Source organism: Allobosea sp. ASV33 (assembly GCF_016428755.1).
Classification (GTDB): Bacteria; Pseudomonadota; Alphaproteobacteria; order Rhizobiales; family Beijerinckiaceae; genus Allobosea.
The window spans coordinates 16,970-43,185 of sequence record NZ_JAELTI010000030.1 but is presented as its reverse complement, the minus strand read 5'-3'; the positions used below and the strand labels follow the sequence as shown (position 1 = coordinate 43,185).

Genomic DNA, 26,216 nt, shown 5'->3' with positions numbered 1-26,216 from the left:
CCTGAGCGTTTCCGAGGAAGGTTCCGGCATGGATCCCGGGTCTCCCTTCGGTCGCCCGGGATGACCCGCGTTTTTGTTCGGGAAGCTCCCCGCTGAGTTGCGGACGCTCGCCTATTCCAGCGGCGCCGTCTCGGCGATCTCGATGCCGAAGCCGCTGAGCCCGACGAAGGAGCGGGGCGAGGAGGCGAGATTGATGATCGAGCGGACGCCGAGATCGCGCAGGATCTGTGCGCCCAGGCCGACCTCGCGCCATTGCTGGCTGCGCAGAGCGTCGGAGTTCTCGTCGTCGACGGGCTTGATCGGCACGCCGGCGCTGCCGTCGCGCAGATAGATCAGCACGCCCTTGCCTTCCTGCTGGAAGCGGCGGAGCGCGCACTGGATCGAGCTGGCGCCGCCGAGCACGTCGGCGACCACGTCGGCGCGGTGCAGGCGGGCCGGCACCTTGTCGCCGTCGCCGAGCTTGCCCATCACGAAGGCGAAGTGCTGGGTGCTGTCGAAGGGCGTGACATAGACATGGCCGGTGACGTCGCCGAACGCGGTCTTGACCGGGAAGGAATGCACCCGCTCGACCAGCTTCTCGCGCGACTGGCGATAGGCGATCAGGTCCGCGACCGTGATCTGCTTGAGGCCATGCTTCTCGGCGAAAGCGGCGATCTGCGCGCCCTTCATCACCGTGCCGTCGTCATTGGCGAGCTCGCAGATGACGCCGACCGGCGGCAATTCGGCGAGCTTGCAGAGATCGACGGCCGCTTCGGTATGGCCGGAGCGCATCAGCACGCCGCCATCTTTGGCGATGAGCGGGAAGACATGGCCGGGGCGGACGAAATCGGCGGCGCCCATATTGCCGTTGGCGAGCGCGCGGACCGTGTTGGTGCGCTGCTCGGCCGAGATGCCCGTGGTCAGCCCGTGCTTGACGTCGACCGTGATGGTGAAGGCGGTGCCGAGCGGGGCGTCGTTCGACGAGACCATCGGATCGAGACGCAGGCGCCGGGCCTCGCTCGCCGTCAAAGGCGCGCAGACGATGCCGCAGGTGTTGCGGATGATGAAGGCCATCTTCTCCGGCGTGCAGAGGGAGGCTGCAACGATGAGATCGCCCTCGTTCTCGCGATCGTCGTCATCGGTGACGATGACGATCTCGCCGCGGGCGAAGGCTTCGATGGTCTCTGCGACATTGTTGGACATGGCAGCCTCGCGTGGCCCGGACAGGCCGAGGAAATCATTGGGGGTGACGGCGCCGCCGGTGGCGGCGGTGATGCGCTCGGCGCTTTCGCGGGAAATCCAGGCGGCGGGATCGTTGCACAAGGCGGTCACACTGGCCGGCGAGAGGCCAACCTGTTTCGCGAAGGCGCTGCGTGCGATCTTGTTCTGCCGGAGCCAGATATCGAGCTTCATGCCGGCAAGCTAGTACGTCGCCACTTCATCCGCAATGAATGATCAATGCATTTTCAGTATTGCTGAAATGCAAGCTCTTTGGCGCGTCATGCTCGGGCTTGCCCCGAGCATCTCATGACGAGGAAGGCTCTCGTACCAGAGCCCATTTCCGCCCGAGAATGACGGCGATGTCACTCCTGAAACGGCCAGCGCGGCTCGACGACGCCGACCTGCGCGCGATGGCGCAGATACTGGTCGGCCAGCACGCAGGCGACCATAGCCTCGCCGACCGGCACGGCGCGGATGCCGACGCAAGGGTCGTGTCGGCCCTTGGTGAACATCTCGGCCTCGCCGCCGGTGCGTGTCACGGTCGCGCGCGTCGCCAGGATCGAAGAAGTCGGCTTCACCGCGAACCGCGCGACGATCGGCTGGCCGGTCGAGATACCCCCCAGAATGCCGCCGGCATGGTTGGAGAGGAAGAGCGGGCGCCCGTCATTGCCGGCGCGCATCTCGTCGGCATTCTCCTCGCCCGAAAGCTCGGCCGCGCCGAATCCTTCGCCGATCTCGACGCCCTTGACCGCGTTGATGCTCATCAGCGCCGCCGCGATCTCGGAATCGAGCTTGGCGTAGATCGGCGCGCCCAGACCCGCCGGCACGCCCTCGGCGACGATCTCCAGCACGGCGCCGATCGAGGAACCGGACTTCCTGATGCCGTCGAGATAACCCTCGAAGAAGGCGGCGGCCTTGGCATCGGGGCAGAAGAACGGGTTGCGGCCGACCTCGTCCCAGTCCCAATTGGCGCGGTCGATCTTGTGCGGCCCCATCTGGACGAGGGCGCCGCGCACGATCATACCGGGCACGACCTTGCGGGCGATGGCGCCTGCGGCGACGCGCATCGCCGTCTCGCGCGCGGAGGAGCGGCCGCCGCCGCGATAGTCGCGGATGCCGTATTTGACGTCATAGGTGTAGTCGGCATGGCCCGGCCGGTACTTGTCCTTGATGTCGGAATAATCCTTCGAGCGCTGGTCGACATTGTCGATCATGAGCCCGATCGATGTGCCGGTGGTGACCTGCACGCCGTCGCTCTCGCGTGCGAAGACGCCGGAGACGATGCGGACCTGGTCCGGCTCCTGGCGCTGCGTGGTGAAACGCGACTGGCCGGGACGACGGCGGTCGAGATCGCCCTGGATGTCGGCCTCGGTCAACGGAAGCAGCGGCGGGCAGCCGTCGACGACGCAGCCGATGGCCGGGCCATGGCTCTCGCCGAAGGTGGTGACGCGGAAGAGATGGCCGAAACTGTTATGCGACATGGGAGCCTGCGCGAGATACGTGCAGGGTCTTAGTCCGGGCCGGGACCGCCGGTCAAACGACCGGCCGGTTTCGTCAGTGCGCCGGCCCCTTCGCGGGCGCCGCGGGAGCGCCTTCCCAGCGCGTATGCGCCGGCAGGTTCTCGCCCTTCATGATCACGGTGAGCTGGCCGATCTGGGCGTAGTCGCCGACATGCGTGTCGTAGAGCACGGTCGCGCCCGCGCCGACGCAGACGCCCTTGCCCAGGCGCACGCGGCCGACCTTCATCACCCGATCCTCGTAGAGATGGGTCTGCAGCGCCGAATGGGCGTTGACCGTGCAGAAATCGCCGACGCGGATGCAGTCGAACTCGGTGATATCCGTCGAGTCGAGCCAGACGCCCTTGCCGTATTTCGCGCCGAACAGCATCAGGAACCAGGGCAGGAACGGCGTGCCGCGCAGATAGTCGAACAGCACCTTGCCGCCGAGGCCCCAGTACATCACCGCCACCGCCTCGGTGCGCATCGCCCACCACGACCACATCGGCTTCATCACGGGCTTGTAGACGCCCATCATCAGCCATTTCACGGCGGCGCAGATCAGCGCCTGCACGATGGCGATCGCCATGGCGACAGCCATGAAGGAGAGGACGAGCCCGGTCCAGTCGCCGTCGTTGATCTTCTGCTGCAGCACCATGTCGACCGCGACAGTGCCGAAGGTGATGAACAGCATCGCCGGGAAGGAGGTGTGCAGCGCCTCGAAGACACCGCGCCCGAACTGCTTGGCGAAGGAGGGCTTGTAGGTCCAGTCGGCGCCGAGATCGACCTTCTGCCGCGTCGGCAGGCGGATCGGCGGCGAGCCGAACCAGGTGTCGCCCGGCTGCATGCGGTCGTTGGCAGGCGGCTTCGACTTGATGCCGATCAGCACGCGGTCGGGAATGACGGCGCCGGGCGGCACGACGGCATCGTTGCCGACGAAGACCTGATCGCCGGTGCGCGTCGCATCGAGGCGCATATAGCCGCGCCGCATGTCCTCGTCGCCGAAGACGACCTCGTCGGCGATGAAGTTGCCGGCGCCGATGCCGGTGAGGTCGTAGCGGCCGGAGAGGTTGGTGGAGATCTCTGCGCCCTTGCCGATGCTGGCGCCCATCAGCCTGTACCAGGCGCGCATGTAGATGGTCGCGAAGAGCGATGAGAGCGTTTCCAGCGTGACTTCGGTCGCCAGCGCCACCGTCCATTTGCGCGCGTAGAAGCCGGAATGGATCGACCAGGAGCCGGAGGTCACGCGCGGCAGGATCGCCCAGCGCAAGGCGGCCATCAGCAGCACGGTGAAGGCGATCAGGCCGATCGAGGTCGGCCAGGTCAGGAGCGGCAGGAACCAGAGATAGCTGATGTCGGTCCAGCCGGCGATGAAGTAGTCGATCTTGTCGAACAGCCAGAAGGCCGGGAAGATCGGCAGCAGGCTGACCGGCGGCAGCACCACCAGCATCAGGATGTAGAAGCAGGTCATCAGCGCGCGCCGGCCCGGCGAAGCCTCGGCCTGCGGCGGCAGGGCCGCGAGATCGACCGTGCCGATCTTGCGGCCGGGCGTGCCGTCCCAGATCTCGGCATCGCCGACATGGACGCCGGGAGGAATCGCGGTGAGGTCGCCGATTTCGGCGTGGTCGCCGATCACCGCGCCATGACCGAGCACGACGGAGGCGCCGGCAGAGACGTCCTTGCCGATGGTGATGCGGCCGATCACCAGCTTGTTGCCGATCGCCTCGCCATTGGCGAAGGTGGTCTTGGAGCCGAAGGTCGTGAAGTCGCCGATCTCGATCAGGTCGATCGCGCCGGCCTCGTAATCGGAGATGATGACGTCACGACCGACCTTGGCGCCGAGCAGGCGCCAGTAGAAGCGCATCACCGGCGTGCCCTGCAGCCACTTGATATGGACGAGGCCGGCGACGCGGGCGGCAAACCACCAGCGGAAGTAATAGACGCCCCAGAGCGGATAGACGCCGGGCTTGGTCCGGCCCAGCACCAGCCATTTCAGCGCGATGCCGATCAGGCCGGTGACGACGATGATCGCGACATAGACGCCGAGCAGCGCGGCGATCTGGCCCGGCAGCGAGAGGTCCTCGCCCGAGAGGATCATGTAAGTGACGAAGACGCCGAGCCATTGCGCCGTCGCCAGGCCGATGATGACCGGCAGCGCGATCGCCTGGGCGAGACCGCAGAGGAAGCGGCGCAGCAGGGGCGGCGGCGTGAAGGACAGGTCCTCGGCAACGGCGACGCCGCGCTCGTCGAGGAGTGCCGCCATCGCCCGCAGCGTGCGCGCGGCATAGACGTCCTGCAGCGTGATGCCGGCATAGGCCGGGGTCTCGCGCACGATCGAGATGAAGCGGGCCGCCAGCAGGGAATGGCCGCCGAGATCGACGAAGAAATCCGCCTCCAGCGGCAGGCTTGCCGTGCCGAGCACGCGCTTGGCCGCTTCCAGCAGCGCGGCTTCCGTCGCGTTGCGCGGCGGCTCCTGCTCGCCCTCGGCGCTCGGCGCCGTCAATGGCGCCGCCTTGAGCATCTTGCGGTCGACCTTGCCGGAGACCATGCGCGGCAGCGAGCCCACCGCCTCGAAATGCGCCGGGACCATGTAGGGCGGCAACTTCTCGCGCAAAGCCGCCCTCAGCACCGGGCCGTCGACGGCGACGCCGGGCTCGGGCACGACGAAGGCGACGAGCCGCTCGATGCCGTCATCGCTGCGCAGCACGACCGCCGCCTGGGCCACGCCCGGCTCGTCGGCGAGCTTGGATTCGATCTCGCCAAGCTCGACGCGGAAGCCGCGGATCTTGATCTGGTCGTCGATGCGGCCGTGAAAGACGATATTGCCGTTCGCATCGAGGCTGACCGCGTCGCCCGAGCGGTAGAGGATCGGATCGTCCCCGCCGGCGACGCCGGCGAAGGGATTGGCGATGAACTTCTCGGCCGTCAGCTCCGGCCGGCCGTGATAGCCCTTGGCGACGCCGGGCCCGCCGATCAGCAATTCGCCCTGCTCGCCGGGATGAACGAGGCGCATGTCCTCGCCGACGACATAGGCCGTGTAATTCGGGATCGGCTTGCCGATGGTCACGATCTCGCCTGGAACGACCTCGGCCGCAGTCGCAACCACGGTCGCCTCGGTGGGCCCATAGGTATTGAGGATGCGCCGGCCCGGCTTCGACCATTTCTGCACGATCGCAGGCGGCAGCGCCTCGCCGCCGAGGAGGATCAGCTTCAGCGAAGGCACGTCGGCCGGCAGGATTCCGAGCAGCGTCGGCACGGTGTCGATGATGGTGACGCCGGCGTCGTTGAGGATGGCCGGCAGCTTCTCGGCATCGCCCATCATCTCGGGCGAGGCGACGAACAGCGTCGCGCCGACGAGATAGGGCGTCCAGATTTCCTCCATCGACAGGTCAAAGGCGACGGAAGCGCCCTGGAACGCGACATCGTCCGGCCCGAAGCCGTAGACCGCGTTCCCGGAGCGCAGGAAATGGCAGATGTTGCGATGGCTGATGACGATCGCCTTGGGCGTGCCCGTCGAGCCGGAGGTGTAGATCAGATAGGCCGGGTGATCCTTGGTCAGGCCGGCGGGACGCACCGGCGGCTCGGTTTCGTCCGCACCGGCGGCAAGCGTGTCCGGCGTCCAGACCTTGCGGCCGGTATCCTCGGCACGCACGGTCCAACCGGCGCAGGTGACGATGCCCTTGGCATCCGCGTCGTTCAGGCAGGTTGCGATACGCTCGACCGGCGCCTCGGCGTCGAAGGGCACCCAGGCGGCGCCCGCACGGGTGATCGCGATCTGCGCGACCAGCAGGTCGATGCCGCGCGGCATCCACAGGCCGACCATGTCGCCGGGGCCAACGCCCGCCAGCTGGAGACCGCGCGCCTGGCGCCCGGCCCTGGCCCAGACATCGGCATAGCTCAGGCGATGTTCTGTATCGATCAGCGCCGGATGATCGGGGCGAGCAGCGACGGTCGCCGCGAAAATCTCGGCCAGGACCTCGTCGCGAATCAAATCTGGACGCTTCTCGCCGGCCAGCATGGCGAGAGGGTTGGCGCCGGCCGCATCAGACGCCGCCGGCAGCTTCGTCATATCGTTCATCGCGCCCCGCTGCGTTGAAAGGCCCGCCGCCGATGCCGCGGCAGAGCCTGCCTCCGGCCATATGGCGCCTTATCACGCACCTCGTGAATAAAACCGGAATAGCCGCTCCAGCGTCGCGACATCCGCGTGAGCCCCCCGGCCGGGCAGGCCGCCGCATCACGCAATCTCGCTAGCATATTCTCCCTGCAAGATCACCCGTGAACCGGCGATGAATGCCGCCGGCACCCAGGCCAACTCAGAGCCAGTCCGCCTTGTTCCCGGTGACGACGAGCAGCTTGCCCTGCCAGATCTCGACCATCGAGGCCTCGCGCGGCGCCACCGCGCCGATCAGCGCCAGCACTGCGCGCGCCACGCCGCCATGGCTGACGATGACCGTCTCGCGCGTGAGCGCTTCGAGCACCGGCCGGACGCGCTCCGCCAGCATGCGGTAGCTCTCTCCACCCGGCGGCACGAAACCCCATTTGTCGCGTTCGCGCAGATGCGCCTGCTCGCGCTCGGCCTTGCGGATGTCGCGCCAGGTGAAACCTTCCCACTCGCCGAAGGTGAGTTCGCGCAACCGATCGTCGACCGTGTAGGCGCCCTCAGGCAAGGCGAGCTCGCGCCGGAGGATGTCCATGGTCTCGCGCGCCCGCTGCATCGGCGAGCAGATATAGGCGAGATCGGCATAGGCCGGCTCGAGCATCTTCAGCCGGCCGGCGGCTTCGGCGGCCTGACGGCGGCCGAGATCGTTAAGCGGGATATCCTGCCCGCCCTGCAGACGGCCCTCCCGATTCCAGTCGGTTTCGCCATGGCGGACGAGGATCAGACGGTGAGGCAGCGAGAGCGGGACCATGGCCCGCTTCTGCACGCCGGCACCGGCAGGGTCAAAGCCCTTCCGGGCGCTTTCCGGCGATGGCGACAATCAGCCGCTTTCTGTGGCCGATTCCACACGGGCTGTGTATAGCGCCCTTGCTCGATCACCGGCGGAACCCCATGCCCCCTGCCCTCACCTTGCCAGACGGCCGCAGCCTCGCGCTTTCCGCGACGCCGCTCGTCATGGGCATCGTCAACATCACGCCCGATTCGTTCTCGGATGGGGGGCTGCTAAAGAACGCCGAGGCTGCCGTCGGGCATGGCGCACGCCTTGCGGCCGAGGGCGCGGCCATCGTCGATATCGGTGGCGAATCGACCCGGCCCGGCCATGCCGCCGTCGATGCCGCGACCGAGATGGGGCGCGTGCTGCCGGTCATCACCGGGCTGAAGGCCAGGGTCGATACGCCGATCTCGATCGACAGCTACAAGGCGGAGGTCGCGGAAGCGGCGCTCGCGGTCGGCGCCTCGATCGTCAACGACGTCTGGGGTGCCCAGCGCGATCCGCGCATCGCCGCAGTCGCGGCGCGGGCCGGCGCGCCGATCATCCTGATGCATAACCGCGAGAGCATCGACCCCGCGCTCGACATCTTCGACGACGTGCTGCGCTTCCTCGAACGCTCGATCACGATCGCGACGCAAGCCGGCGTGGCGCGAAGCCAGATCGTCGTCGACCCCGGCATCGGCTTCGGCAAGACGATCAGGCAGAATCTCGACCTGATCCGCCATCTCGACCGGCTCGCCGTGCTCGGCTGCCCGGTCCTGCTCGGCGCCTCCCGAAAATCGACGCTCGGGCGCATCACCGGCCGGGAGGTTCCGGCCGAACGGCTCGCCGCCAGCATCGCCGCGCATCTCTATGGCGCGAGCCGCGGCGCCGCCATCATCCGCGCCCATGACGTCGCCCCGCATATCGACGCGCTGAAGACCTGGGCGGCCATCGAAGACAGCATGAAAGCAGACCCGTGAGCGAAACCGGCCGCATCCTGATCGAGAAACTCGATATCTACGCCTATCACGGCTTCTTCTCGGAAGAGGAACGGCTCGGCCAGCGCTTCGTGCTCGACTTGGTGCTCGACGCCGACCTGCGCGCCGCCGCCGCCAGCGACCGCCTGGCCGACACGGTCGATTACGGCCGCGCCGTCGCGATCGTCGCGGAGGTCTTCACGGCCAGCCGGTATCATCTGCTGGAAGGCGCGGCGCGGGCCGTCGCGCTCGCGCTGTTCGACGCCTTCCCGCCGATCACGAGCGTCGAGGTCACGCTGCGCAAGCCCGCGCCGCCGATCCCGGCGACGCTCGGCTCGGTCGGCATCCAATTGAGGTTCCAGCGTGAAGGTTGAGGCCGCACTCGCCTTCGGCGGCAACATCGGCGACCCCGTCGCGGCCTTCGCCGCGGCGCTGAAGGGCCTGCGCGGGCATTCCAAGGTGGCGCTCAGCCGTCTGTCCTCGATCTATCGGACGCCGCCCTGGGGCAAGACCGACCAGCCGGAATTCCTCAACATGGCCGCGCTGATCGAGACCTCGCTGCAACCGGCGGACCTGCTCGCCTTCTGTCTCGAGCTGGAGCGCGCCGGCGGCCGCGAGCGCCGCGAACGCTGGGGGCCGCGCACGCTCGATATCGACATCCTGACCTATGGCGACGCGATCATCGACCAGGCCCGGTTGCAGATCCCGCATCCGCGCATTCCCGAACGCGCCTTCGTATTGACGCCGCTGGCCGAGATCATGCCTCAGCGCCGGATCGGCGGCCGCAGCGTTACAGAGCTGCTGGCGGCAGCCACAGACGAAACGATCCGCCGCGACGAGGCCGCGACGGATCGGTTGACGGACTTGCTGGCCAGCTAGCTCACTGTGTCAGATCGTCAGATCGGTCAGGCTGACTGGCCGATCGATCCGATGAGCGAGATTACTCGCCCTTGTCTAGGGAGATGTCCGGCGCGGTCGGCACCTTCATGCCGACGACGTGGTAGCCGGCGTCGACATGCATGATCTCGCCGGTGATGCCGCGCGACATGTCGGAGACGAGGAAGACCGCGGTCTCGCCGACCTCCTCGATGGTGACCGTGCGGCGCAGCGGGGAATTGTACTCGTTCCAGCGCAGGATGTAGCGGAAATCGCCGATGCCCGACGCAGCCAACGTCTTGATCGGGCCGGCCGAGATCGCGTTGACGCGGATCTTCGAGGGTCCGAGATCGGCGGCGAGATACTGCACGCTCGATTCCAGCGCGGCCTTGGCGATACCCATGACGTTGTAATGCGGCATCCACTTCTCGGCGCCGTAATAGGTCAGCGTCAAAAGCGAGCCGCCATCCGGCATCAGCTTCTCGGCGCGCTGGGTGATCGCCGTGAAGGAATAGCAGGAGATCAGCAGCGACTTGGAGAAGTTCGCCTCGGTGGTCTCGACATAGCGGCCGGTCAGTTCGTCCTTGTCCGAGAAGGCGATGCAGTGGACGACGAAATCCAGCTTGCCCCAGAGCTTCTCGACCTCGGCAAAGACCGCGTCGATCGTGGCGCCGTCGGTGACGTCGCAATGGCCGACGACATGGCCGCCGAGCTCCTTGGCGAGCGGCTCGACGCGCTTCTTCAGCGCGTCGCCCTGATAAGTGAAGGCGAGTTCCGCGCCCGCGTCCGCCGCCGCCTTCGCGATGCCCCAGGCGATGGACCGGTTGTTCGCGACGCCCATCACGAGGCCGCGCTTGCCCTTGAGGAGATTGGCGGTCGGCGAAACGGCGTTGGAATCAGGCATGGGAGACCCGCAGATGAATGACGAGCAGGTCTCTTAGAACAGTCGCAGGGAAACGGGAACCGCTTTGATGCCCGCCTCCACGGCAGAATCACGCATGGAAGCGCCATCGGCAGCCTGCACGACCCGATTTTCGGCCGTGCGGGCGCCTGAGCCGGCTTACTTCGCTTCGTCCCGCGCCTTCATCAGCGCCGTCAGCTCGGCATCGCTCGCCGGCATCTCGATATCGATGGCGACGAAGAGATCGCCGAGCACGCCCTTCTCGCCCTTGAGGCCCTTGCCACGCAGGCGGAACTGCCGGGCCGTGCCGGTCAGCGGCGGGATGTTCATCTCGACCGCGCCGGTCAGCGTCGGCACATGCAGCGGGCCGCCGAGCACCGCCTTGGCGAGCGGCACCGCGACGCGGGTGCGCAGGTCGTTGCCGTCGACCGTGAAGCGGGAATCCGGTTTGACCTTGATGGTCATCATCACGTCGCCGGCCTCGCCGGAGAACGGATCGGTCTGGCCGAGCCCGCGCAGGCGCATGACCTTGCCGTCGCTCACCCCCTCGGGGATGGTGATCTCGACCTCGCGACCGCCCGGCAGCTTGACCCGGCGCGTGCCGCCGGTCGCGGCCTGCGCCAGCGAGACCTCGAGCGTGAAACTCTGCTCCGGCGGCTTCTGCGGCTCGGGCTTGCCGCGGGCGCGCCGGCCGGCCTCGCCGAAGAGCGAGGAGAAGATGTCGGAGGCGTCGAAGCCGGCATCGCCGCCCGAGCCGGCCCGGCCGCCGAAGGGATGGCCGCCGCCCTGGCCGAAATTGAACTCGAAGCCGCCGCTGCGCCCGCCGCGGCCGGCACCCATGCCCTCGAAGCCCTGGAAGCGCGGCTTGCCCTCGGCATCGATCTCGCCGCGGTCGAACTGCTTGCGCTTGGTCTCGTCGCCGACGATCTCATAGGCGGCGTTGAGCTCGGAGAACCTGTCCTGGGCCTTGGGATCGTCGCGGTTGCGGTCCGGGTGCAGCTCCTTGGCACGCTTGCGGAAAGCCTTCTTGATTTCCGCATCGCTCGCGCCGCGGGCGACGCCCAGAACCTGATAGGGATCGCGCATCAAAACCTCGTTTCCACGCAAAACCAAACGGCCAGCGCCGAAGCCGCCGGCCGTCCGTCTCACCCTATGTGGGGGCGGTGTGGCGTGTGCGCAACACCTCTTCGGGGCCGTTCTGCACCCGGCTTCACGGCAAGGCAAGCGGCGTGGAAGGGCCCTAGCCCAGCCCCTTCCAGGGGCCCATATCCTTGACCACCCAATCGCCGCCCGAGGGACGGCAGGCGGTGCCCTGCAGCTTAAGCGGCTGGGTTTGCGTCTGCACGCTGGCGATGAAGGCCCGGCAGATCTCGTCGGAACGCAGGAACGGGCCGCCGACCGGGATGAAGGAGCCCTTGATACCGCTCTGGGGATTGTCCCAGGAGACGGCGGCGCCATTGCCCTGGGGGTCGAGCGCCACGCCCATCGCGCCGTCGGCCCGGCGCATGTCTTCCGGCCCGAGCTCGGATGCCAGGCCTTGGAAGGGACCGGAGCGGTCGCCACCGCGTGCCGGCAGGACCGAGGAGGTCGTCATCGCCGAGGTCGCGGCGACCTCGTCCTCGCTCTTGCTGGACAGGCCGAGAATCGGGAAGGAAACCGAGCAGCCGGCGCTGAACACGGCCAGCAACGCGGCGGCAGCCAGCGGGCGCATGGGGGCTGCGCAACGGTTGAGGCTTTGGAACGCCCCTGCCCCTGCCCTATATAGACCGACCGACTGAACCCGGATCACTTTTCGCGCTCGCCCAACGCCCATTTCCACTGACCGAGGATTAGAACGTGCAACCGTTAACGAGCGGTGACTTCACCGAGGAAAACGAGCCTTTCGCGTTGTTCCAGAAGTGGTTGGACGAGGCGACGAAATCCGAGCCGAACGACCCGACCGGCATGGCGCTGTCGACCGTCGACGCCGAGGGCATGCCGAACAGCCGGATGGTTCTGCTGAAGGGCCATGGGCCCGACGGCTTCGTGTTCTACACCAATACCGAGAGCCAGAAGGGCCAGGAGCTGATCGGCCAGCCCAAGGCGGCCGCCCTGTTCCACTGGAAGAGCCTGCGCCGGCAGATCCGCATCCGCGGCACGGTCGCGCTCGTCAGCGACGCCGAATCGGATGCCTATTTTCATTCCCGCCCGCGCGACAGCCGGATCGGCGCCTGGGCCTCGCAGCAATCGCGCCCGCTGGAAAGCCGCTTCGCGCTGGAAAAGGCGGTGGCGAGCTATACGCTGAAATTCGGCATCGGCGAGATTCCGCGCCCGCCCTACTGGCGCGGCTTTCGCATCACGCCGACTTATATCGAGTTCTGGCGCGACGGCGCCTTCCGCCTGCATGACCGCATCATCTTCCGCCGGGACTCGACCGAGACGCCCTGGACGAAGACGCGCTTTTACCCCTGAGGACACCTGCCCCATGGCGATGCCCAAGTTCGATTTCCCGAAGACTGAAGCCGGCAAGCGCCCGGTCATGCTGCTGACTGGGGCGAGCCGCGGCATCGGCCACGCCACGGTGATGCAGTTCGCCATGGCGGGCTGGCGCATCCTGTCCTGCTCGCGCCAGGCCTTTTCCGACAAGTGCCCCTGGCCGTCGGGCGCCGACGACCATGTCCAGATCGATCTCGGCGACCCCGAGGACACGATGCGCGGCATCGCCGAGATCAAGAAGCGGCTCGCCGTCGAAGGCGGCAAGCTCAATGCGCTGGTCAACAATGCCGGCATCTCGCCGAAGGGGCGCAATGGCGAGCGGCTCGGCGCCGCCACCACCTCGTTCAACGACTGGCACAAGGTCTTCCAGGTCAATTTCTTCGCGCCGATCATGCTGGCGCGCGGCCTGCTCGACGAGCTCACCGTGGCGAAGGGCGCGATCGTCAACGTCACCTCGATCGCCGGCTCGCGCGTGCACCCCTTCGCCGGGGCAGCCTATGCGACCTCGAAGGCGGCGCTCGCCAGCCTGACGCGCGAGATGGCGGCCGATTTCGGGCCGTTCGGCATCCGCGTGAACTCGATTTCGCCGGGCGAGATCGATACCGCCATCCTCTCGCCCGGCACCGAGAAGATCGTCGCGACCCTGCCGATGAAGCGCCTGGGCAAGACCGACGAGGTCGCCAAGGCGATCTATTTCCTGTGCACGGACGCCTCGAGCTACGTCACCGGCTCGGAACTGCACATCAATGGCGGGCAGCACGTTTGACCCGCGCGTCGGCAAGATGAGCGAGGACGGCGGCCAGGTCATCCGCTTCCCCACGCCCGGCCGGGCGGCCGCGCGGCCGGTGCTGGCGGCCTCCGTCGCGGTCTTCCGCGAGGGCAAGGTGCTGCTGGCGACACGGACGAAGCCGCCGGCCGACCAGCTCTGGTCGCTGCCGGGCGGCAAGGTCGAGGCCGGCGAGACGCTTGAGGAAGCGGCCCTGCGCGAGCTGGAGGAAGAGGTCGGCGTCACCGCCCGCATCCTCGGCTTCAACCGGCATGTCGAGATCTTCGGGCGCGACGCCAAGGGCGCCGTGACCCACCATTTCGTCGTCGCCTCCTTCGTCGGCGAATGGCTCTCCGGGGAGCCCCGGACGGGGCCGGAAGCCGGGGCTGTGATGTGGGCCGATCCGCTCAAGCTCGGCGGGCTCGCGACCACGCGCGAACTCGGCGACGTGCTGCGCCGCGCGCATCAGATCGTCACGGCGGGTGTACCCGCATGACGACGAGGCTTCGCTACCCGGCGATTCTGATCGCGCTCATGCTGCTGCCGATGGCGGCGGAGGCGCAGCAGAGGCCCCAGCCGGCCGCGAAACCTCCGGCAGCCAAGCCTGCCGAGCAGCCTGCCACGGAGCCGGCCGGCCCGCCCTATGAGCCGCAGCTCCTGCAGCTCTCCGAGATCATGGGATCGCTCGCCTATCTCAGAACGCTCTGCGGCGGCCGGGAAGCGCAGGACTGGCGCGCGCGGATGGCCGCGCTGATCGATGCCGAGGGCCGGACGCCGCAGCGGCGCGACAGGTTAACCGCAGCCTTCAATCGCGGCTTCAAGGCCTATTCCCTGACGCATCGCTCCTGTACCGAAGCCAGCCAGGAAGCCTCCTCCAGGCTTGCCGCGGAGGGTGAGGTGCTTTCGCGGGCGCTCGCCGGGCGCTATGGCGGATAGGCAACAGCTGTTGCCGTAAGGCTTCTTCCACCGGATTTTCCCGGTCGCGTTAACCTTTCTTAAAGGCCACGGTAGCGTGCCGCTCTGGCACGGCTTATGTCTTGAGCATCGCCCAAACGTCGCGATCCGGAGCAGAAGCGCCGCGATTCGCGTCAGACAGAAGGCTCAAGAGTCCCGTTTCGATGCCGATCCAGCCAGACGACACGATGCTCGACCCGAATCTCGCCGAGGACGACCACGGCGACATCCGTCGCGTGGCCTATGGCTATGTCGAGGACGCCTTCAACGAGGCGCAGCAAGACGGGCTCGATCCCGACGCCATGGCGCATGCCGCCCTGTTCGCGGCGCTGCGGACGCTGGTCGAGACCTATGGCGAGGACGCGACCGCGACCTTCGCCGACACGCTGGCCGACAAGGTGCGCTGCGGCGCCTTCACCTGCGGCACGCGCCACTGATCAGGTTGGTCAGGGCGCCGTGCCCGGCTGCGCCCTTATCGCTTCGATGATCCGCAGAACGGCTGCGCTTTCGCCGAGCGGCATCTCCGGGCAACCGCTCTTCCCGGCCCGAATCGCCGCCATCGCCGCTTCCGCCTGGAATTGAAGGCCGCTGCCTGGGAAGGCGCAGCTCTCGCTAGCCCGCCCCGACTGAGGCAGACGGTCGAGCAGGCGCGCCATGCCGCCAATCCCGCGCTCGTAAGCTGCGACCGCGCGACTGGCATCGGCATACCAGCTCAATCGCTGCACCTTCAGGAACGGTGCCTCGAAGATGAGGCCACCGCGCTCGCCCTCGACAAGCAGCCGGTTCGCCCCGTCTCGATCGAAGCCGCAGGAGAGTTCCGCGACGGCCGCCGGATAGTCCAGCCGGAAGAAGCTGCGCCGGTCGACCCCGGTTCCGGCGGCGAGCCAGCTCCCGCTCACGGCCAGCGGCTCGCCCAGCAGATGCTGGGCAAGCGAGAGCGGATAGACGCCAAGGTCGAAAGCAGCTCCTCCGCCAAGAGCCGGATCGAAGAAGCGGCTGCCGGGCTCTTCGGGATGGAGATAGGAGAGATCGGCGCGGATGCACCTGACCTTGCCGATGCGGCTGGCGGCGATCTGCTCGCGCGCCCGGCGTACCGCCGGCAGGAAGCGGCTCCACAGGGCTTCCATCGCGAAGACGCCGCGCTCGCTTGCCGCCTGCGCGATCTTTTCGACATCGGCGCTGGCCAGCGCTATCGGTTTCTCGATCAAGACCGGCTTGCCGGCCGCGATGGCCTTCAAAGCCTGTGCGGCGTGGAGATGGTTGGGCGTCGCGATATAGACCGCCTCGATGGCCGGGTCTGCGAGGAAGGCGGCTTCGTCATCATAAGCCGTCGCCCCGCCGAAGCGCGCGGCAAAGCCCTGCGCCTTCTCCAGCGAGCGAGACTGCACGGCAGCAATGCGCGCCTGCGGCAGCAGGCCGAGATCGGCGGCGAAGAGCCCGGCGATGGCGCCGGTGCCCATGATCCCCCAGCCGAATGAATTCTGCTGCGCCATGCTGCTTCGCTCTCCCGATCGCCTGATCGCGATAGCGGATGGGCGTTAAGACGCCGTGTGCTCCGCAGCATTTGCCCCGCTCGCGGACCGTAGAACCACGCCGTCATCCCGGGCTTGCCCCGGGATCCATCGAAGGGCTTCGGAGCTCTACGATGGATCCCGGATCTCCGCTTCGCTCCGTCCGGGATGACGGTGTGGTTCCAAGCGAATCCGGCAGCGTTCACACCGCGAGCGCGAAACCGTCCTTGCGGTGGTCGGAGGCGCCGAACATCACGCCGCGCTTGTGATCGACCCAGATCGCCTGGCAGCCGCCGAGCGGCTCCTCGGACCAGACCACGTCATGGCCCCGCGCCTTCAGGTCGGCGGCGACGGTCGCGGGAATCGTCGTCTCCAGCGAGAGCTTGCCGTCATAGGCGAAGCTGCGCGGCGCATCCGAGGCCTGCTGCGGGTCGAGGCCGCGGTCGAGGATGCCGGAGAGGAAATGGGCATGGCCGGTCGACTGATACTGGCCGCCCATCACGCCGAACGGCATGATCGGCTTGCCGTCCTTGGCCAGCATGCCCGGAATGATCGTGTGGAAGGGGCGCTTGCGCGGCGCAATCGCGTTGGGATGGCCCTCGATCAGGCGGAAGCCCGAACCGCGGTTCTGCAGCATGACGCCGGCCTTGGCCGCATAGATGCCGCTGCCGAAGGCGGAGAACAGCGAGTTGATGAAGGACACCATGTTGCCCTGGCCGTCGACGACGCAGAGATAGATCGTATCCTTGTGCAGGGGCATGTCGAAGGCTTCGGGCGCCGCCGCCTTCTCCAGGCTGATCTGCCGGCGGATGCGGCCGACGAACTGGTCGGACAGGAAGGCCTCGGTGTCGAAGGGGCTGACGGCGGGATCGGCGACCAGCGCGTCGCGCTGGCGATAGGCGGCCTTGCTGGCCTCGGCGAGGAGATGGATGCGGTCGGACTCGCTCAGCTTCCCGTCCTTCATGTCGAAGCCTTCGAGGATGCGCGCGATCAAGAGCGCCGCGATGCCCTGGCCGTTCGGCGGGCATTCCCAGAGGCGGTGGCCACGATAATCGGCGCCGATCGGGTCGACATAATCCGGCTTTGAGGCCGCGAAATCCTCGAGGCTGATCAGGCTGCCGGCCGCGTTCAGCACGGAGACCATGTCGGCGGCGAGTTCGCCCTCGTAGAAGGCCGAGCGGCCCTCGCGGGCTACGCGGCGCAGCATATTGCCCAGCGCCGGGTGGACCATCTTGTCGCCGACGGCCGGGGGATTGCCACCCGGCAGGTACACGGCATTGCCAAGGCCGTGCTTCTCGATGCGGCCGCGGGCCTTGGCCCAGTCGAGCGCGACGCGCGGCGTCACCACGAAACCTTCTTCCGCTGCGCGGATCGCGGCTGCGAAGATCTCGTCGAGGCTCTTGCTGCCATGGTCGGCGACGAGCCGGCACCAGGTGTCGATGGCGCCGGGCACGGTGACGGCATGGGGCGAATCCGCCGCGATCGACGTCATGCCCTGGCCGAGGAACCAGCCGAGCTCGGCCTTGGCGGCCGAGCGGCCCGAGCCGTTGATGGCGACCATCTTGCCATTGGCCGGGGCGTAGATCGCGAAGCAGTCGCCGCCGATACCGGTCATGTGCGGATCGACCACCGCTTGAACGGCCACCGCCGCGATGGCGGCGTCGATGGCGTTGCCGCCGTTGCGCAGGATTTCGACGGCCGCCAGCGTCGAGGCCGGATGCGAGGTCGCCGCCATGCCGCGATCGCCGACCGCAACCGGACGGCCCGGCACCATGAAATCGCGATTACCCCAGGCCATGCGTCGTCTCCACCTCTGCGGCGCCGTTGCTGCGCGGTGCCTTGTTTCACTCACCGCTTTGGCGCGCCGGCCGGGGGCTTGGCAATCCCGCCCGGCGCATGGCCGACATCGCCCGTCCCTCGCCGCACGCAACTGTGGCGGTTGACATCCCGGCATGGAGGACTATCGCCGCCTCGAAGGACGGGCCGGCCATGCAAGACTACATCCGCAAGATCATCGGGGCGCGCGTCTACGATGTCGCGATCGAAAGCCCGCTCGATCCGCTGCCGCGCCTGTCCGCGAGACTCGGCGGCAGCGCCCTGCTGAAGCGCGAGGACCTGCAGCCCGTCTTCTCGTTCAAATTGCGCGGCGCCTACAACAAGATCGCCGGTCTCACCCAAATTGAGGCCGAGCGCGGCGTGATCTGCGCCTCGGCCGGGAACCATGCGCAGGGCGTGGCGCTGGCGGCGAAGAAGCTCGGCATCAGGGCGACCATCGTGATGCCGCGCACCACGCCGGACATCAAGGTGCAGGCGGTGCGCAGCATGGGCGGGCGCGTCGTGCTCCATGGCGAGAATTTCGACGAGGCCTATGGCCATGCCCGCAAGCTCGAAGCCGAGAAGGGCCTGACCTTCGTCCACCCCTATGACGATCCCGACGTCATCGCCGGCCAGGGCACGGTCGGCATGGAGATCCTGCGCCAGCATTCCGATCCGATCGAGGCGATCTTCGTGCCGATCGGCGGCGGCGGGCTCGCGGCCGGCGTCGCGGTCTACGCAAAATTCCTGCGGCCGGAGATCAAGGTGATCGGCGTCGAGCCGGAGGATGCCGCTTCCATGGCCGGCGCCATCGCGGCGGGCGAGCGCATCGTGCTCGACCAGGTCGGGCTCTTCGCCGACGGCGTCGCGGTGCGGCAGGCGGGCGAGGAGACGTTCAGGCTCTGCCGCGAATTGCTCGACGAGGTCATCACCGTCTCGACCGACGAGATCTGCGCGGCGGTGAAGGATATCTTCGAGGATACCCGCGCCATCGCCGAGCCCTCCGGCGCGGTCAGCCTCGCGGGCTTGAAGGCCTATGCGGCGCGTGGGGCCAAGCGCACCGGCGCGCTGATCGCGATCAACAGCGGCGCCAACATGAATTTCGACCGTTTGCGCCATATCGCCGAGCGGGCCGAGATCGGCGAGCACCGCGAGGCCCTGCTGGCGGTGACGATCCCCGAAAAGCCCGGAGCCTACCGCGCCTTCATCGAACTGCTCGGCCGGCGCGCGATCACCGAATTCAACTACCGCTATTCCGACCCCAAGGCCGCGCGCATCTTCGTCGGCGTGCAGCTCTCGGAGGGCGATGCCGAAAAGCGCCAGATCATCGCGATGCTCTCCGAGCACGGCTATCCCGTGCTCGACATGAGCGACAACGAACTCGCCAAGCTGCATATCCGCTACATGGTCGGCGGCAAGGCGCCCGGGCTCGGCGACGAGCTGATCTTCCGCTTCCAGTTTCCGGAGCGGCCCGGTGCGCTGCTCAAGTTCCTCAACAGCCTCTCGGCCGACTGGAACATCTCGCTGTTCCATTACCGCAACCACGGCGCCGATTACGGCCGCATCCTCGCCGGCATCCAGATCCCGCCGGCCCAGCGCGGCCAGCTTACAAAGCGGCTCGACGCGCTCGGCTATCCCTATTGGAGCGAGAGCGACAACCCGGCTTATCTGTCGTTCCTCGCTGAGATGCCGGCGCCGTGAATTGGCTTAAGGTGGAAGCATGACGCTCGACCAGCTTCGCATCTTCGTCGCCGTCGCCGAACGGGAGCACCTGACGCAAGGCGCGCGCGCGCTCAACCTCACGCAATCGGCGGTGAGCTCCGCGATCACGACGCTGGAGGCGCGCTATGCGACGAAGCTGTTCGACCGGATCGGCCGGCGGATCGCCCTGACCGACGCCGGCAAGCTCTTCCTGGTCGAAGCACGCGCCGTGCTGGCGCGGGCCGCAGCGGCGGAAGCGGTGCTGTCCGATCTCTCTGGGCTGGCGCGGGGCTCGCTTGCGCTGATGGCGAGCCAGACCGTGGCGAATTACTGGCTGCCGCCGCTGATCCAGCGCTTTCGCCGGGAGCATCCCGGCATCGCCGTCTCGCTCGCGATCGGGAACACCGAGACGGTGAGCGCCGCCATCCATGACGGCGTGGCCGATCTCGGCTTCATCGAGGGCGAGATCGACGACCCGGCGCTGGCGATGACGGCTCTCGACGAGGACGAGCTCGTCATCGTCGTGCCGACCGGCCATTCCTGGGCGGAGAACGCCCCTTCGACCAAAGAGCTCTCGCAAGGCGCCTGGGTCCTGCGCGAGGCTGGATCGGGGACGCGGGCGATGTTCGAGGCGGCGCTGCCGGCGTTCGGCCTCGGCGCCGACGATCTCGCCGTGGCGCTGGAATTGCCGTCCAATGAGGCGATCTGCTCCGCCGTCGCGGCGGGCGCGGGCGCAACCGCGATCTCGCGGCTCGTTGCCGCCAATGCGATCGCGGCCGGGCGGCTCGCCACCGTCGCGCTGCCGCTGCCGAAGCGTCGCTTCCTCGCCCTGCGCCACAAGGAACGCTACCTCGCCAAGGCGGCGGCGGCTTTCCTGGCGCTCTGTCAGGCGGGCTAGCTGGCGGCCTGAGCCCCTTGTCATTCCGGGGCTTCGCGCGGCGAAGAACCCGGAATCCACGACGAGGCGAGCCGCTTTTGACCGAACACGTGATGTTTCACCCAGTCGTGGGTTCCGGGTTCGCGCCTTCGGCGCGCCCCGGAATGACAACTGTGTGGCTGAAAACTGCTGCTGAGACGGCCTGAAGCTCACGCCGCCGCAGCAGCGCCCGGCGCGGCGCGCATCAGCATGCCGAAGAGATCGCGGGAATCGTCGGGGTCGGCGATAAGGTCGAGATCGACATAGGTGCCGGCCTCGCGGATGCGCTCATAGACATAGCGCAGCGCCGAGAAATCCTCGATCGCGAAGCCGACCGAGTCGAATAGCGTGATCTGGCTGTTATCGGTGCGGCCCGGAGCCATGCCAGTGATGACCTTCCAGAGTTCCTCGACCGGATGATCGGCGTCGAGCTGCTGGATATCGCCCTCGATGCGGGTCTGCGGCGGATACTCGACGAAGATCGAGGAGCGCAACAGCACGTCGCGGTGGATCTCAGTCTTGCCGGGGCAGTCGCCGCCGACCGCGTTGATATGGATGCCGGCGCCGACCATGTTGTCGGTCAGGATCGTCGCATATTGCTTGTCAGCCGTGACGGTGGTGACGATCTCGGCGCCCTCGACCGCTTCCATCGCGGTGGCGCAGCGGGTGATCCTGAAGCCGTGGCGCGCGAGGTTGCGGGCGCATTTCTCGGTCGCGGCCGGGTCGACGTCGTAGAGCCGGAGATTCTCGATGCCGAGGATCGCGCGGAAGGCGAAGGCCTGGAATTCGGACTGCGCACCGTTGCCGATGATCGCCATGGTCGCGGCGTGTTTCGGCGCGAGGTGCCTGGCCGCCACCGCCGACATCGCCGCGGTGCGCAAGGCGGTCAGGATCGTCATTTCCGAGAGCAGGACGGGGTAGCCGGTCGCGACATCCGAGAGCAGGCCGAAGGCGGTGACCGTCTGCAGGCCGGCCTTCATGTTCTTGGGATGGCCGTTGACGTATTTGAAGCCGTAGAGCTTGCCGTCGCTGGTCGGCATCAATTCGATCACGCCTTCGAGGCTGTGCGAGGCGATGCGCGGCGTCTTGTCGAAGATCTCCCAGCGCCGGAAATCATCCTCGATATAGGCGGCGATGTCGGACAGCATCCGCTCGATGCCGATCGCATGGACCAGCTTCATCATGTGGTCGACGCTGACGAAAGGCACGACGTTGAGCTGCTGAATCATGGGTCCCCGCGCTGTTCTCGTTGAAGGAACGATTGTCCCTGTTTTCGGCGGCAGGCGAAAGAAGCCAAAACGACCAGATCGGCGCCAAGATTGATCGATCTGGCAAAGCCGTCTATCCATTTTGGACGATGGACGATCTCGACCGCAAGCTCATCACCCTGCTGCGCCATGACGGGCGCCGGAGCATCTCGGACCTCGCCGCCGATCTCGGCCTGACGCGGGCGACGGTGCGCGCAAGGCTGGAGAAGCTGGAGCAATCCGGCGAGATCATCGGCTTCACCGTGATCCTGCGCTCGGACGCGATCGACCTGCCGGTGCGCGGCATCACCATGATCGAGATCGCCGGCCAGGCGGCGGATACGGTGATCGATGCGCTCTCGGGCTTCACCGAGGTCTCCAGCATCCACACCACCAATGGCAACTGGGACCTCGTGGTAGAGCTCGGCACCTCCGACCTGATCGCCTTCGACCAGGTGCTCCGGCGCATCCGCATGATCCCCGGCGTCACCAACAGCGAGACCAGCCTGCTGCTCGCGACACCGCGCAGCGTCAAAGCGCGGCTCTGAGCAAACTCATCCTCCACCATCATCCCGGGCGAAGCGAAGCGTAGACCCGGGATGACGCGGAGGGTTCGGCGACCGCCTGACCACCCAGCCCGCCCCCGCAAGAAGCGTCGCTGCATGGCGGCCATCCGCAAACGCGGCGTGGCGCCCCGTGACAGGCGCGCCTCCGCCCCCTAACGTTGTGTCCCGTCAGATACAGCGTTGGTGGCGGCCGGCGATGCATGATCGCGCAAGGCCGCCCGTTCGCGTCGGACACCCACAGTTCCCACTCGGGGCATGGACCACCGGCCGCTTCCGGCAGGCTGTCCGCGCCACGAGCCGAGACCAAGGCAGGAGACCAGACCATGGCGCATGAGCTCGAATTCTATATCGACGGCCAGTGGGTGAAGCCCTCGGGCAACCGCACGCTCGGCGTGATCGATCCGTCGAACGAGGAGGTCTTCGCCACGATCGCGCTCGGCGAGCAGGCCGATGTCGACAAGGCCGTCGCCGCGGCCCGTGCCGCCTTCCCCGCCTTCGCCGCGACCTCGAAGGCCGAGCGCCTCGCCCTGATGCGCCGCCTCGCCGAGGCCTACAAGAAGCGCTACGACGATATCGCGAACGTCCTGTCGCGCGAGATGGGCGCGCCGAAGGAGCTGGCACACCGCGCGCAGGCCGCGATGGGCACCGCCCATCTCGCCAAGATGATCGAGACGCTCGAGAACTTCGAGTTCGAGGAGCTGCGCGGCACCACCCTGATCGCCAAGGAGCCGATCGGCGTCGTCGGCATGATCACGCCGTGGAACTGGCCGCTCAACCAGATCATGTGCAAGGTCGCGCCTGCGCTCGCCGCCGGCTGCACCATGGTGCTGAAGCCCTCCGAAATCGCGCCGCTGAACGCCATCATATTCGCCGAGGCGCTGGACGAGGCCGGCGTGCCGAAGGGCGTGTTCAACCTCGTAAACGGCGACGGCCCGACGGTCGGCGAGGCCATTTCGCGCCATCCGGGCGTCGACATGGTCTCCTTCACCGGCTCGACGCGGGCCGGCATCCTCGTCGCCAAGGCGGCGGCGGATACCGTCAAGCGCGTGCACCAGGAACTCGGCGGCAAGTCGGCCAACATCATCCTCGACGATGCCGATCTGAAGAAGTCGGTGAAGCTCGGCGTCGAGAGCGTGATGCGCAACTCCGGCCAGTCCTGCAACGCGCCGACCCGGATGTTCGTGCCGGAGAAGCTGCATGAGGAGGCCCTCGCCATCGCCAAGCAGGTGGCCGAGCCGCTCAAGGTCGGCGCTCCCTCGGCGGACGGCGTCTTCCTCGGCCCGGTCGTCAGCGAGGTCCAGTACGAGAAGATCCAGCGCCTGATCGAGGCCGGCATCAAGGAAGGCGCGACGCTCGTCACCGGCGGCACGGGCCGTCCGGAAGGGCTCAACCGCGGCTACTATGTCCGCCCGACCGTGTTCGGCGGCGTGACCGACGAGATGACCATCGCCCGCGAGGAGATCTTCGGCCCCGTGCTGTCGATCCTGCCCTACAAGAGCGACGACGAGGTGGTGGAGCGCGCTAACGACACGCCCTATGGCCTGGCTTCTTACGTCCAGTCCGGCTCGCAAGAGCGCGCCCGCAAGATCGCCGCGCAGATGCGCTCGGGCAATGTCTACATCAACTACCCGGCCTGGGACGCCGGCGCGCCCTTCGGCGGCTACAAACAGTCCGGCAACGGCCGCGAGTACGCCGATTTCGGTCTCGAGGAGTTCCTGGAGATCAAGGGCACGGTCGGCTACGCGGCGGCGTGAGGCATCGCGCCACCGTCGTCATGCTCGGGCTTGACCCGAGCATCTCGGAAACCAGCGCCTTCTCGTCATGAGCTTCTCGGGTCGCCGCTATGCGGCGCCCGAGAATGACGTTGGAGCCGACTGGTCAATCCTCCTCCGGCGCCGCCGCGATCGGCAGGGCGCTGGAGCGTTTCACCTGTCCAAGCGCAAAGCTCGACTCGATCGAGGCGACGCCGTCGAGGCGCGTGAGCTTGTCCTTGAGGAAGCGCTCATAGGCCGGCAGGTCGCGCACGACGATGCGCATGAGATAGTCGCGCTGGCCGGTCATCAGGTAGCAATCGACCACCTCGGGCCAGCGCGCCACGGCCTGCGAGAACCGGTCGAGCTCATCCTCCCGCTGGCGCTCCAGCTTGATCGAGACGAAGACGCTGATCGGCAGGCCGACCTTGGTCTGGTCGATGATCGCGGCATAGCCGGTGATGACGCCGGCTTCCTCCAGGATGCGGATGCGCCGCGCGCAGGGCGAGGCGGAGAGGCCCACGCGCTCGGCCAGATCCTGCACCGACAGGCGCGAATTGATCTGCAGTTCTCCAATGATCTTGCGGTCGAGCGCATCGAGGCGCAGGCGTGCCATGCCTTGTCTCCGGTCCCGGCTGAAATCGCTCTATGACAGGAGCGATCGGTTGCCACCACCGGCATCTCCGCGAAAGCACATGGCAGCGACGGCATGGCACTGGCGCGGAGAGCCAGGCCGCGCTATGCGATACCTACAATCCAATGAATGTATGGAATTGCATTTGGCGATGGTCGACAGCGACGCGGCGCTCACCTGGACCAGCCGGCTCGATCCGGCGGCAGGCCCGCGCTACCTCCAGATCGTCGCGCAGCTCGAACGGGCGGTTGCGACCGGGCTGCTGCGGCCGGGTGACCGCCTGCCGCCGCAGCGCCGCCTCGCCGAGCATCTCGCGGTCGATCTCACCACGGTGACGCGTGCCTTCGGCGAGGCGCGCGAGCGCGGGCTGATCGATGCCGTGACCGGGCGCGGTTCCTTCATCTCGGCGCGGCAGGAGCAGGCAGGGCCACCGCTCGACCTCAGCATGACGATCCCGCCGGCGCCGAAGGGCCTGCGGCTCGGCGAGCTGATGCAGCGCGGCATCGCCGAGATTCTCGCGCGAAGCGATGCGGACCAGCTGATGAACTATCACGGCGGCGCGGGTTCGCTCGCCGAACGCGCAGCGGGCGCGGCATGGCTCGCGCCTCTTATGGGTGTGGTCCAGCCGCAGCGCATTGCCGTGGTGCCCGGCGCCCAGACAGGGCTCAACGCCCTGCTCTCGCTGCTGGCCCAGCCCGGCGACACGATCCTGACGGAAGCACTGACCTATCCCGGCCTCATTGGCGCAGCGCGGCAGCGTGGGCTCGCAATGGTTCCGGTCGCGAGCGATGCCGACGGCCCGCTGCCCGACGCCCTTGACGAGGCCGCCAACCGCTCTGAAGCGCGACTGTTCGCGCTGACGCCGACGCTGCAGAACCCGACCTGCATCACCATTCCCGAGCGGCGCCGGCGGGACCTCGTCGCGGTCGCCCGGAAGCGCGACCTCATCCTGATCGAGGACGACCCCTACAGCCTGCTCGCCGGGGACGCGCCCGTGCCGCTGGCCGTGCTGGCGCCGGAGCGGACATGGCACGTCGCGACCTTGTCGAAGGTGCTGACGCCCGGCCTGCGCACGGCTTTCGTTGTCATGCCGGAAGGGATGGACGGCGTTCCGTTCCTCGCGGCCCTGCGCGCAACGGCGCTCATGCCTGCCCCCCTGATGACGGCGCTCGCTGCGCACTGGATCAGGATCGGCACGGCAAAAGACCTGCTGGAGGGCGTGCGACGCGAGGCGGCCGAGCGGCAATCGCTGGCGCGGGGCATCCTGCCTGCGACCATGCAGGGGCATCCCTATGCCCTGCATGTCTGGCAGCCCCTGCCCGCGCATTGGGCGCGCAACAGTTTGATGGAACGCGCCCGCGAGGCCGGTCTCGGCGTGATGGCCGCCGATGCGTTCAGTACGGGCGGTGGGGCGCCGGATGCGATCCGGATCGCGCTCGGGGCAATCCCCGAGCGGGCGCGGCTGACGGAGGCCCTCGGCTTGCTCGCGGGATTGATCCGCGACGGAGGCTGAGCGC

Annotated in this window: 24 protein-coding genes; 13 read left to right on the top strand and 11 right to left on the bottom strand. The window is 67.6% G+C overall.

The annotated features are described in order from the left end of the window. Positions 1–111: 111 nt before the first annotated feature. The 4 genes from ribB to JHD80_RS11525 all read right to left on the bottom strand — a co-directional run bounded on the left by ribB (position 112) and on the right by JHD80_RS11525 (position 7,606). The gene (gene ribB / locus JHD80_RS11540) at positions 112–1,392 is read right to left on the bottom strand and encodes a 3,4-dihydroxy-2-butanone-4-phosphate synthase (protein ID WP_199087174.1); all 1,281 of its coding nucleotides are present in this window, start codon (positions 1,390–1,392) and stop codon (positions 112–114) included. A gap of 170 nt (positions 1,393–1,562) precedes the next feature. Further along, complete coding sequence (gene aroC, locus JHD80_RS11535; protein ID WP_199087172.1) at positions 1,563–2,681, bottom strand: chorismate synthase; 1,119 nt, start codon at positions 2,679–2,681, stop codon at positions 1,563–1,565. Positions 2,682–2,754: 73 nt separating this feature from the next. Further along, positions 2,755–6,765: a Pls/PosA family non-ribosomal peptide synthetase gene (locus tag JHD80_RS11530; protein WP_199087165.1), complete on the bottom strand. Its 4,011-nt coding sequence runs from the start codon at positions 6,763–6,765 to the stop codon at positions 2,755–2,757. A gap of 244 nt (positions 6,766–7,009) precedes the next feature. Then, complete coding sequence (locus tag JHD80_RS11525; protein WP_199087163.1) at positions 7,010–7,606, bottom strand: histidine phosphatase family protein; 597 nt, start codon at positions 7,604–7,606, stop codon at positions 7,010–7,012. Positions 7,607–7,746: 140 nt separating this feature from the next. On the opposite strand from JHD80_RS11525, the gene folP reads away from it, so the two are divergent. Genes folP through folK form a run of 3 tightly spaced genes read left to right on the top strand, consistent with a single transcriptional unit; the run spans position 7,747 to position 9,465 of the window. Continuing rightward, positions 7,747–8,589 (top strand): dihydropteroate synthase, encoded by an 843-nt coding sequence (gene folP, locus JHD80_RS11520; protein ID WP_199087161.1) that lies wholly within the window; start codon positions 7,747–7,749, stop codon positions 8,587–8,589. After that, positions 8,586–8,960: a dihydroneopterin aldolase gene (gene folB, locus JHD80_RS11515; RefSeq protein ID WP_199087159.1), complete on the top strand. Its 375-nt coding sequence runs from the start codon at positions 8,586–8,588 to the stop codon at positions 8,958–8,960. Before folP ends, folB begins: the two co-directional genes overlap by 4 nt. Beyond that, positions 8,950–9,465: a 2-amino-4-hydroxy-6-hydroxymethyldihydropteridine diphosphokinase gene (gene folK / locus JHD80_RS11510; RefSeq protein WP_199087157.1), complete on the top strand. Its 516-nt coding sequence runs from the start codon at positions 8,950–8,952 to the stop codon at positions 9,463–9,465. The genes folB and folK overlap by 11 nt, the downstream gene beginning before the upstream one ends. A 61-nt stretch (positions 9,466–9,526) precedes the next feature. Here folK and fabI read toward each other — a convergent pair whose 3' ends face one another. From fabI to JHD80_RS11495, 3 genes are all read right to left on the bottom strand, one after another. Beyond that, the gene (gene fabI, locus JHD80_RS11505; protein WP_038359560.1) at positions 9,527–10,366 is read right to left on the bottom strand and encodes an enoyl-ACP reductase FabI; all 840 of its coding nucleotides are present in this window, start codon (positions 10,364–10,366) and stop codon (positions 9,527–9,529) included. Between the two features lie 156 nt (positions 10,367–10,522). Continuing rightward, on the bottom strand, positions 10,523–11,449 hold the full coding sequence (locus JHD80_RS11500) for a DnaJ C-terminal domain-containing protein (RefSeq protein WP_199087154.1): 927 nt from the start codon (positions 11,447–11,449) through the stop codon (positions 10,523–10,525). 154 nt (positions 11,450–11,603) lie between these two features. After that, positions 11,604–12,074, bottom strand: coding sequence for an RT0821/Lpp0805 family surface protein (locus JHD80_RS11495; RefSeq protein ID WP_199087134.1), 471 nt, complete (start codon positions 12,072–12,074; stop codon positions 11,604–11,606). Positions 12,075–12,199: 125 nt separating this feature from the next. Between JHD80_RS11495 and pdxH the strand changes: the two genes are divergently transcribed. The 5 genes from pdxH (at position 12,200) to JHD80_RS11470 (ending at position 14,995) form a co-directional block, all read left to right on the top strand. After that, on the top strand, positions 12,200–12,814 hold the full coding sequence (pdxH, locus tag JHD80_RS11490) for a pyridoxamine 5'-phosphate oxidase (protein WP_199087132.1): 615 nt from the start codon (positions 12,200–12,202) through the stop codon (positions 12,812–12,814). Positions 12,815–12,881: 67 nt separating this feature from the next. Beyond that, entirely contained in the window at positions 12,882–13,604 is a 723-nt protein-coding gene (locus JHD80_RS11485; RefSeq protein ID WP_199087197.1) for an SDR family NAD(P)-dependent oxidoreductase, read from the top strand. After that, positions 13,585–14,100, top strand: a complete 516-nt coding sequence (locus tag JHD80_RS11480; RefSeq protein WP_248311505.1) for an NUDIX hydrolase — start codon at positions 13,585–13,587, stop codon at positions 14,098–14,100. The genes JHD80_RS11485 and JHD80_RS11480 overlap by 20 nt, the downstream gene beginning before the upstream one ends. After that, a complete protein-coding gene (locus JHD80_RS11475) occupies positions 14,097–14,540 on the top strand; it encodes a TIGR02301 family protein (RefSeq protein ID WP_199087130.1) in 444 nt (147 codons plus the stop codon). The genes JHD80_RS11480 and JHD80_RS11475 overlap by 4 nt, the downstream gene beginning before the upstream one ends. Before the next feature lie 182 nt (positions 14,541–14,722). Then, positions 14,723–14,995: a hypothetical protein gene (locus JHD80_RS11470; RefSeq protein WP_248311504.1), complete on the top strand. Its 273-nt coding sequence runs from the start codon at positions 14,723–14,725 to the stop codon at positions 14,993–14,995. 9 nt (positions 14,996–15,004) lie between these two features. On the opposite strand, the gene JHD80_RS11465 is transcribed toward JHD80_RS11470, so the two are convergent. After that, a complete protein-coding gene (locus tag JHD80_RS11465) occupies positions 15,005–16,051 on the bottom strand; it encodes a Gfo/Idh/MocA family protein (protein ID WP_199087128.1) in 1,047 nt (348 codons plus the stop codon). A 220-nt stretch (positions 16,052–16,271) separates the two neighbouring features. After that, entirely contained in the window at positions 16,272–17,867 is a 1,596-nt protein-coding gene (ggt, locus tag JHD80_RS11460) for a gamma-glutamyltransferase (protein WP_199087126.1), read from the bottom strand. Between the two features lie 98 nt (positions 17,868–17,965). On the opposite strand from ggt, the gene ilvA reads away from it, so the two are divergent. Both ilvA and JHD80_RS11450 read left to right on the top strand, forming a co-directional pair. After that, positions 17,966–19,585: a threonine ammonia-lyase, biosynthetic gene (gene ilvA, locus JHD80_RS11455; RefSeq protein WP_199087124.1), complete on the top strand. Its 1,620-nt coding sequence runs from the start codon at positions 17,966–17,968 to the stop codon at positions 19,583–19,585. Positions 19,586–19,604: 19 nt separating this feature from the next. Beyond that, the gene (locus JHD80_RS11450) at positions 19,605–20,483 is read left to right on the top strand and encodes a LysR family transcriptional regulator (RefSeq protein ID WP_199087122.1); all 879 of its coding nucleotides are present in this window, start codon (positions 19,605–19,607) and stop codon (positions 20,481–20,483) included. A gap of 188 nt (positions 20,484–20,671) precedes the next feature. Here JHD80_RS11450 and JHD80_RS11445 read toward each other — a convergent pair whose 3' ends face one another. Further along, positions 20,672–21,730 carry an ornithine cyclodeaminase gene (locus tag JHD80_RS11445; RefSeq protein WP_199087121.1) on the bottom strand — a complete coding sequence of 353 codons (1,059 nt, stop codon included), beginning with the start codon at positions 21,728–21,730 and terminating at the stop codon, positions 20,672–20,674. Between the two features lie 128 nt (positions 21,731–21,858). Between JHD80_RS11445 and JHD80_RS11440 the strand changes: the two genes are divergently transcribed. Further along, positions 21,859–22,296, top strand: a complete 438-nt coding sequence (locus JHD80_RS11440; protein ID WP_047577514.1) for an Lrp/AsnC family transcriptional regulator — start codon at positions 21,859–21,861, stop codon at positions 22,294–22,296. 341 nt (positions 22,297–22,637) lie between these two features. Beyond that, positions 22,638–24,068, top strand: a complete 1,431-nt coding sequence (locus tag JHD80_RS11435) for an aldehyde dehydrogenase family protein (RefSeq protein ID WP_199087119.1) — start codon at positions 22,638–22,640, stop codon at positions 24,066–24,068. 124 nt (positions 24,069–24,192) lie between these two features. Here JHD80_RS11435 and JHD80_RS11430 read toward each other — a convergent pair whose 3' ends face one another. Then, positions 24,193–24,681 carry an Lrp/AsnC family transcriptional regulator gene (locus JHD80_RS11430; RefSeq protein ID WP_199087117.1) on the bottom strand — a complete coding sequence of 163 codons (489 nt, stop codon included), beginning with the start codon at positions 24,679–24,681 and terminating at the stop codon, positions 24,193–24,195. 169 nt (positions 24,682–24,850) lie between these two features. On the opposite strand from JHD80_RS11430, the gene JHD80_RS11425 reads away from it, so the two are divergent. After that, a complete protein-coding gene (locus JHD80_RS11425) occupies positions 24,851–26,212 on the top strand; it encodes an aminotransferase-like domain-containing protein (RefSeq protein WP_199087115.1) in 1,362 nt (453 codons plus the stop codon). Positions 26,213–26,216: the final 4 nt, after the last annotated feature.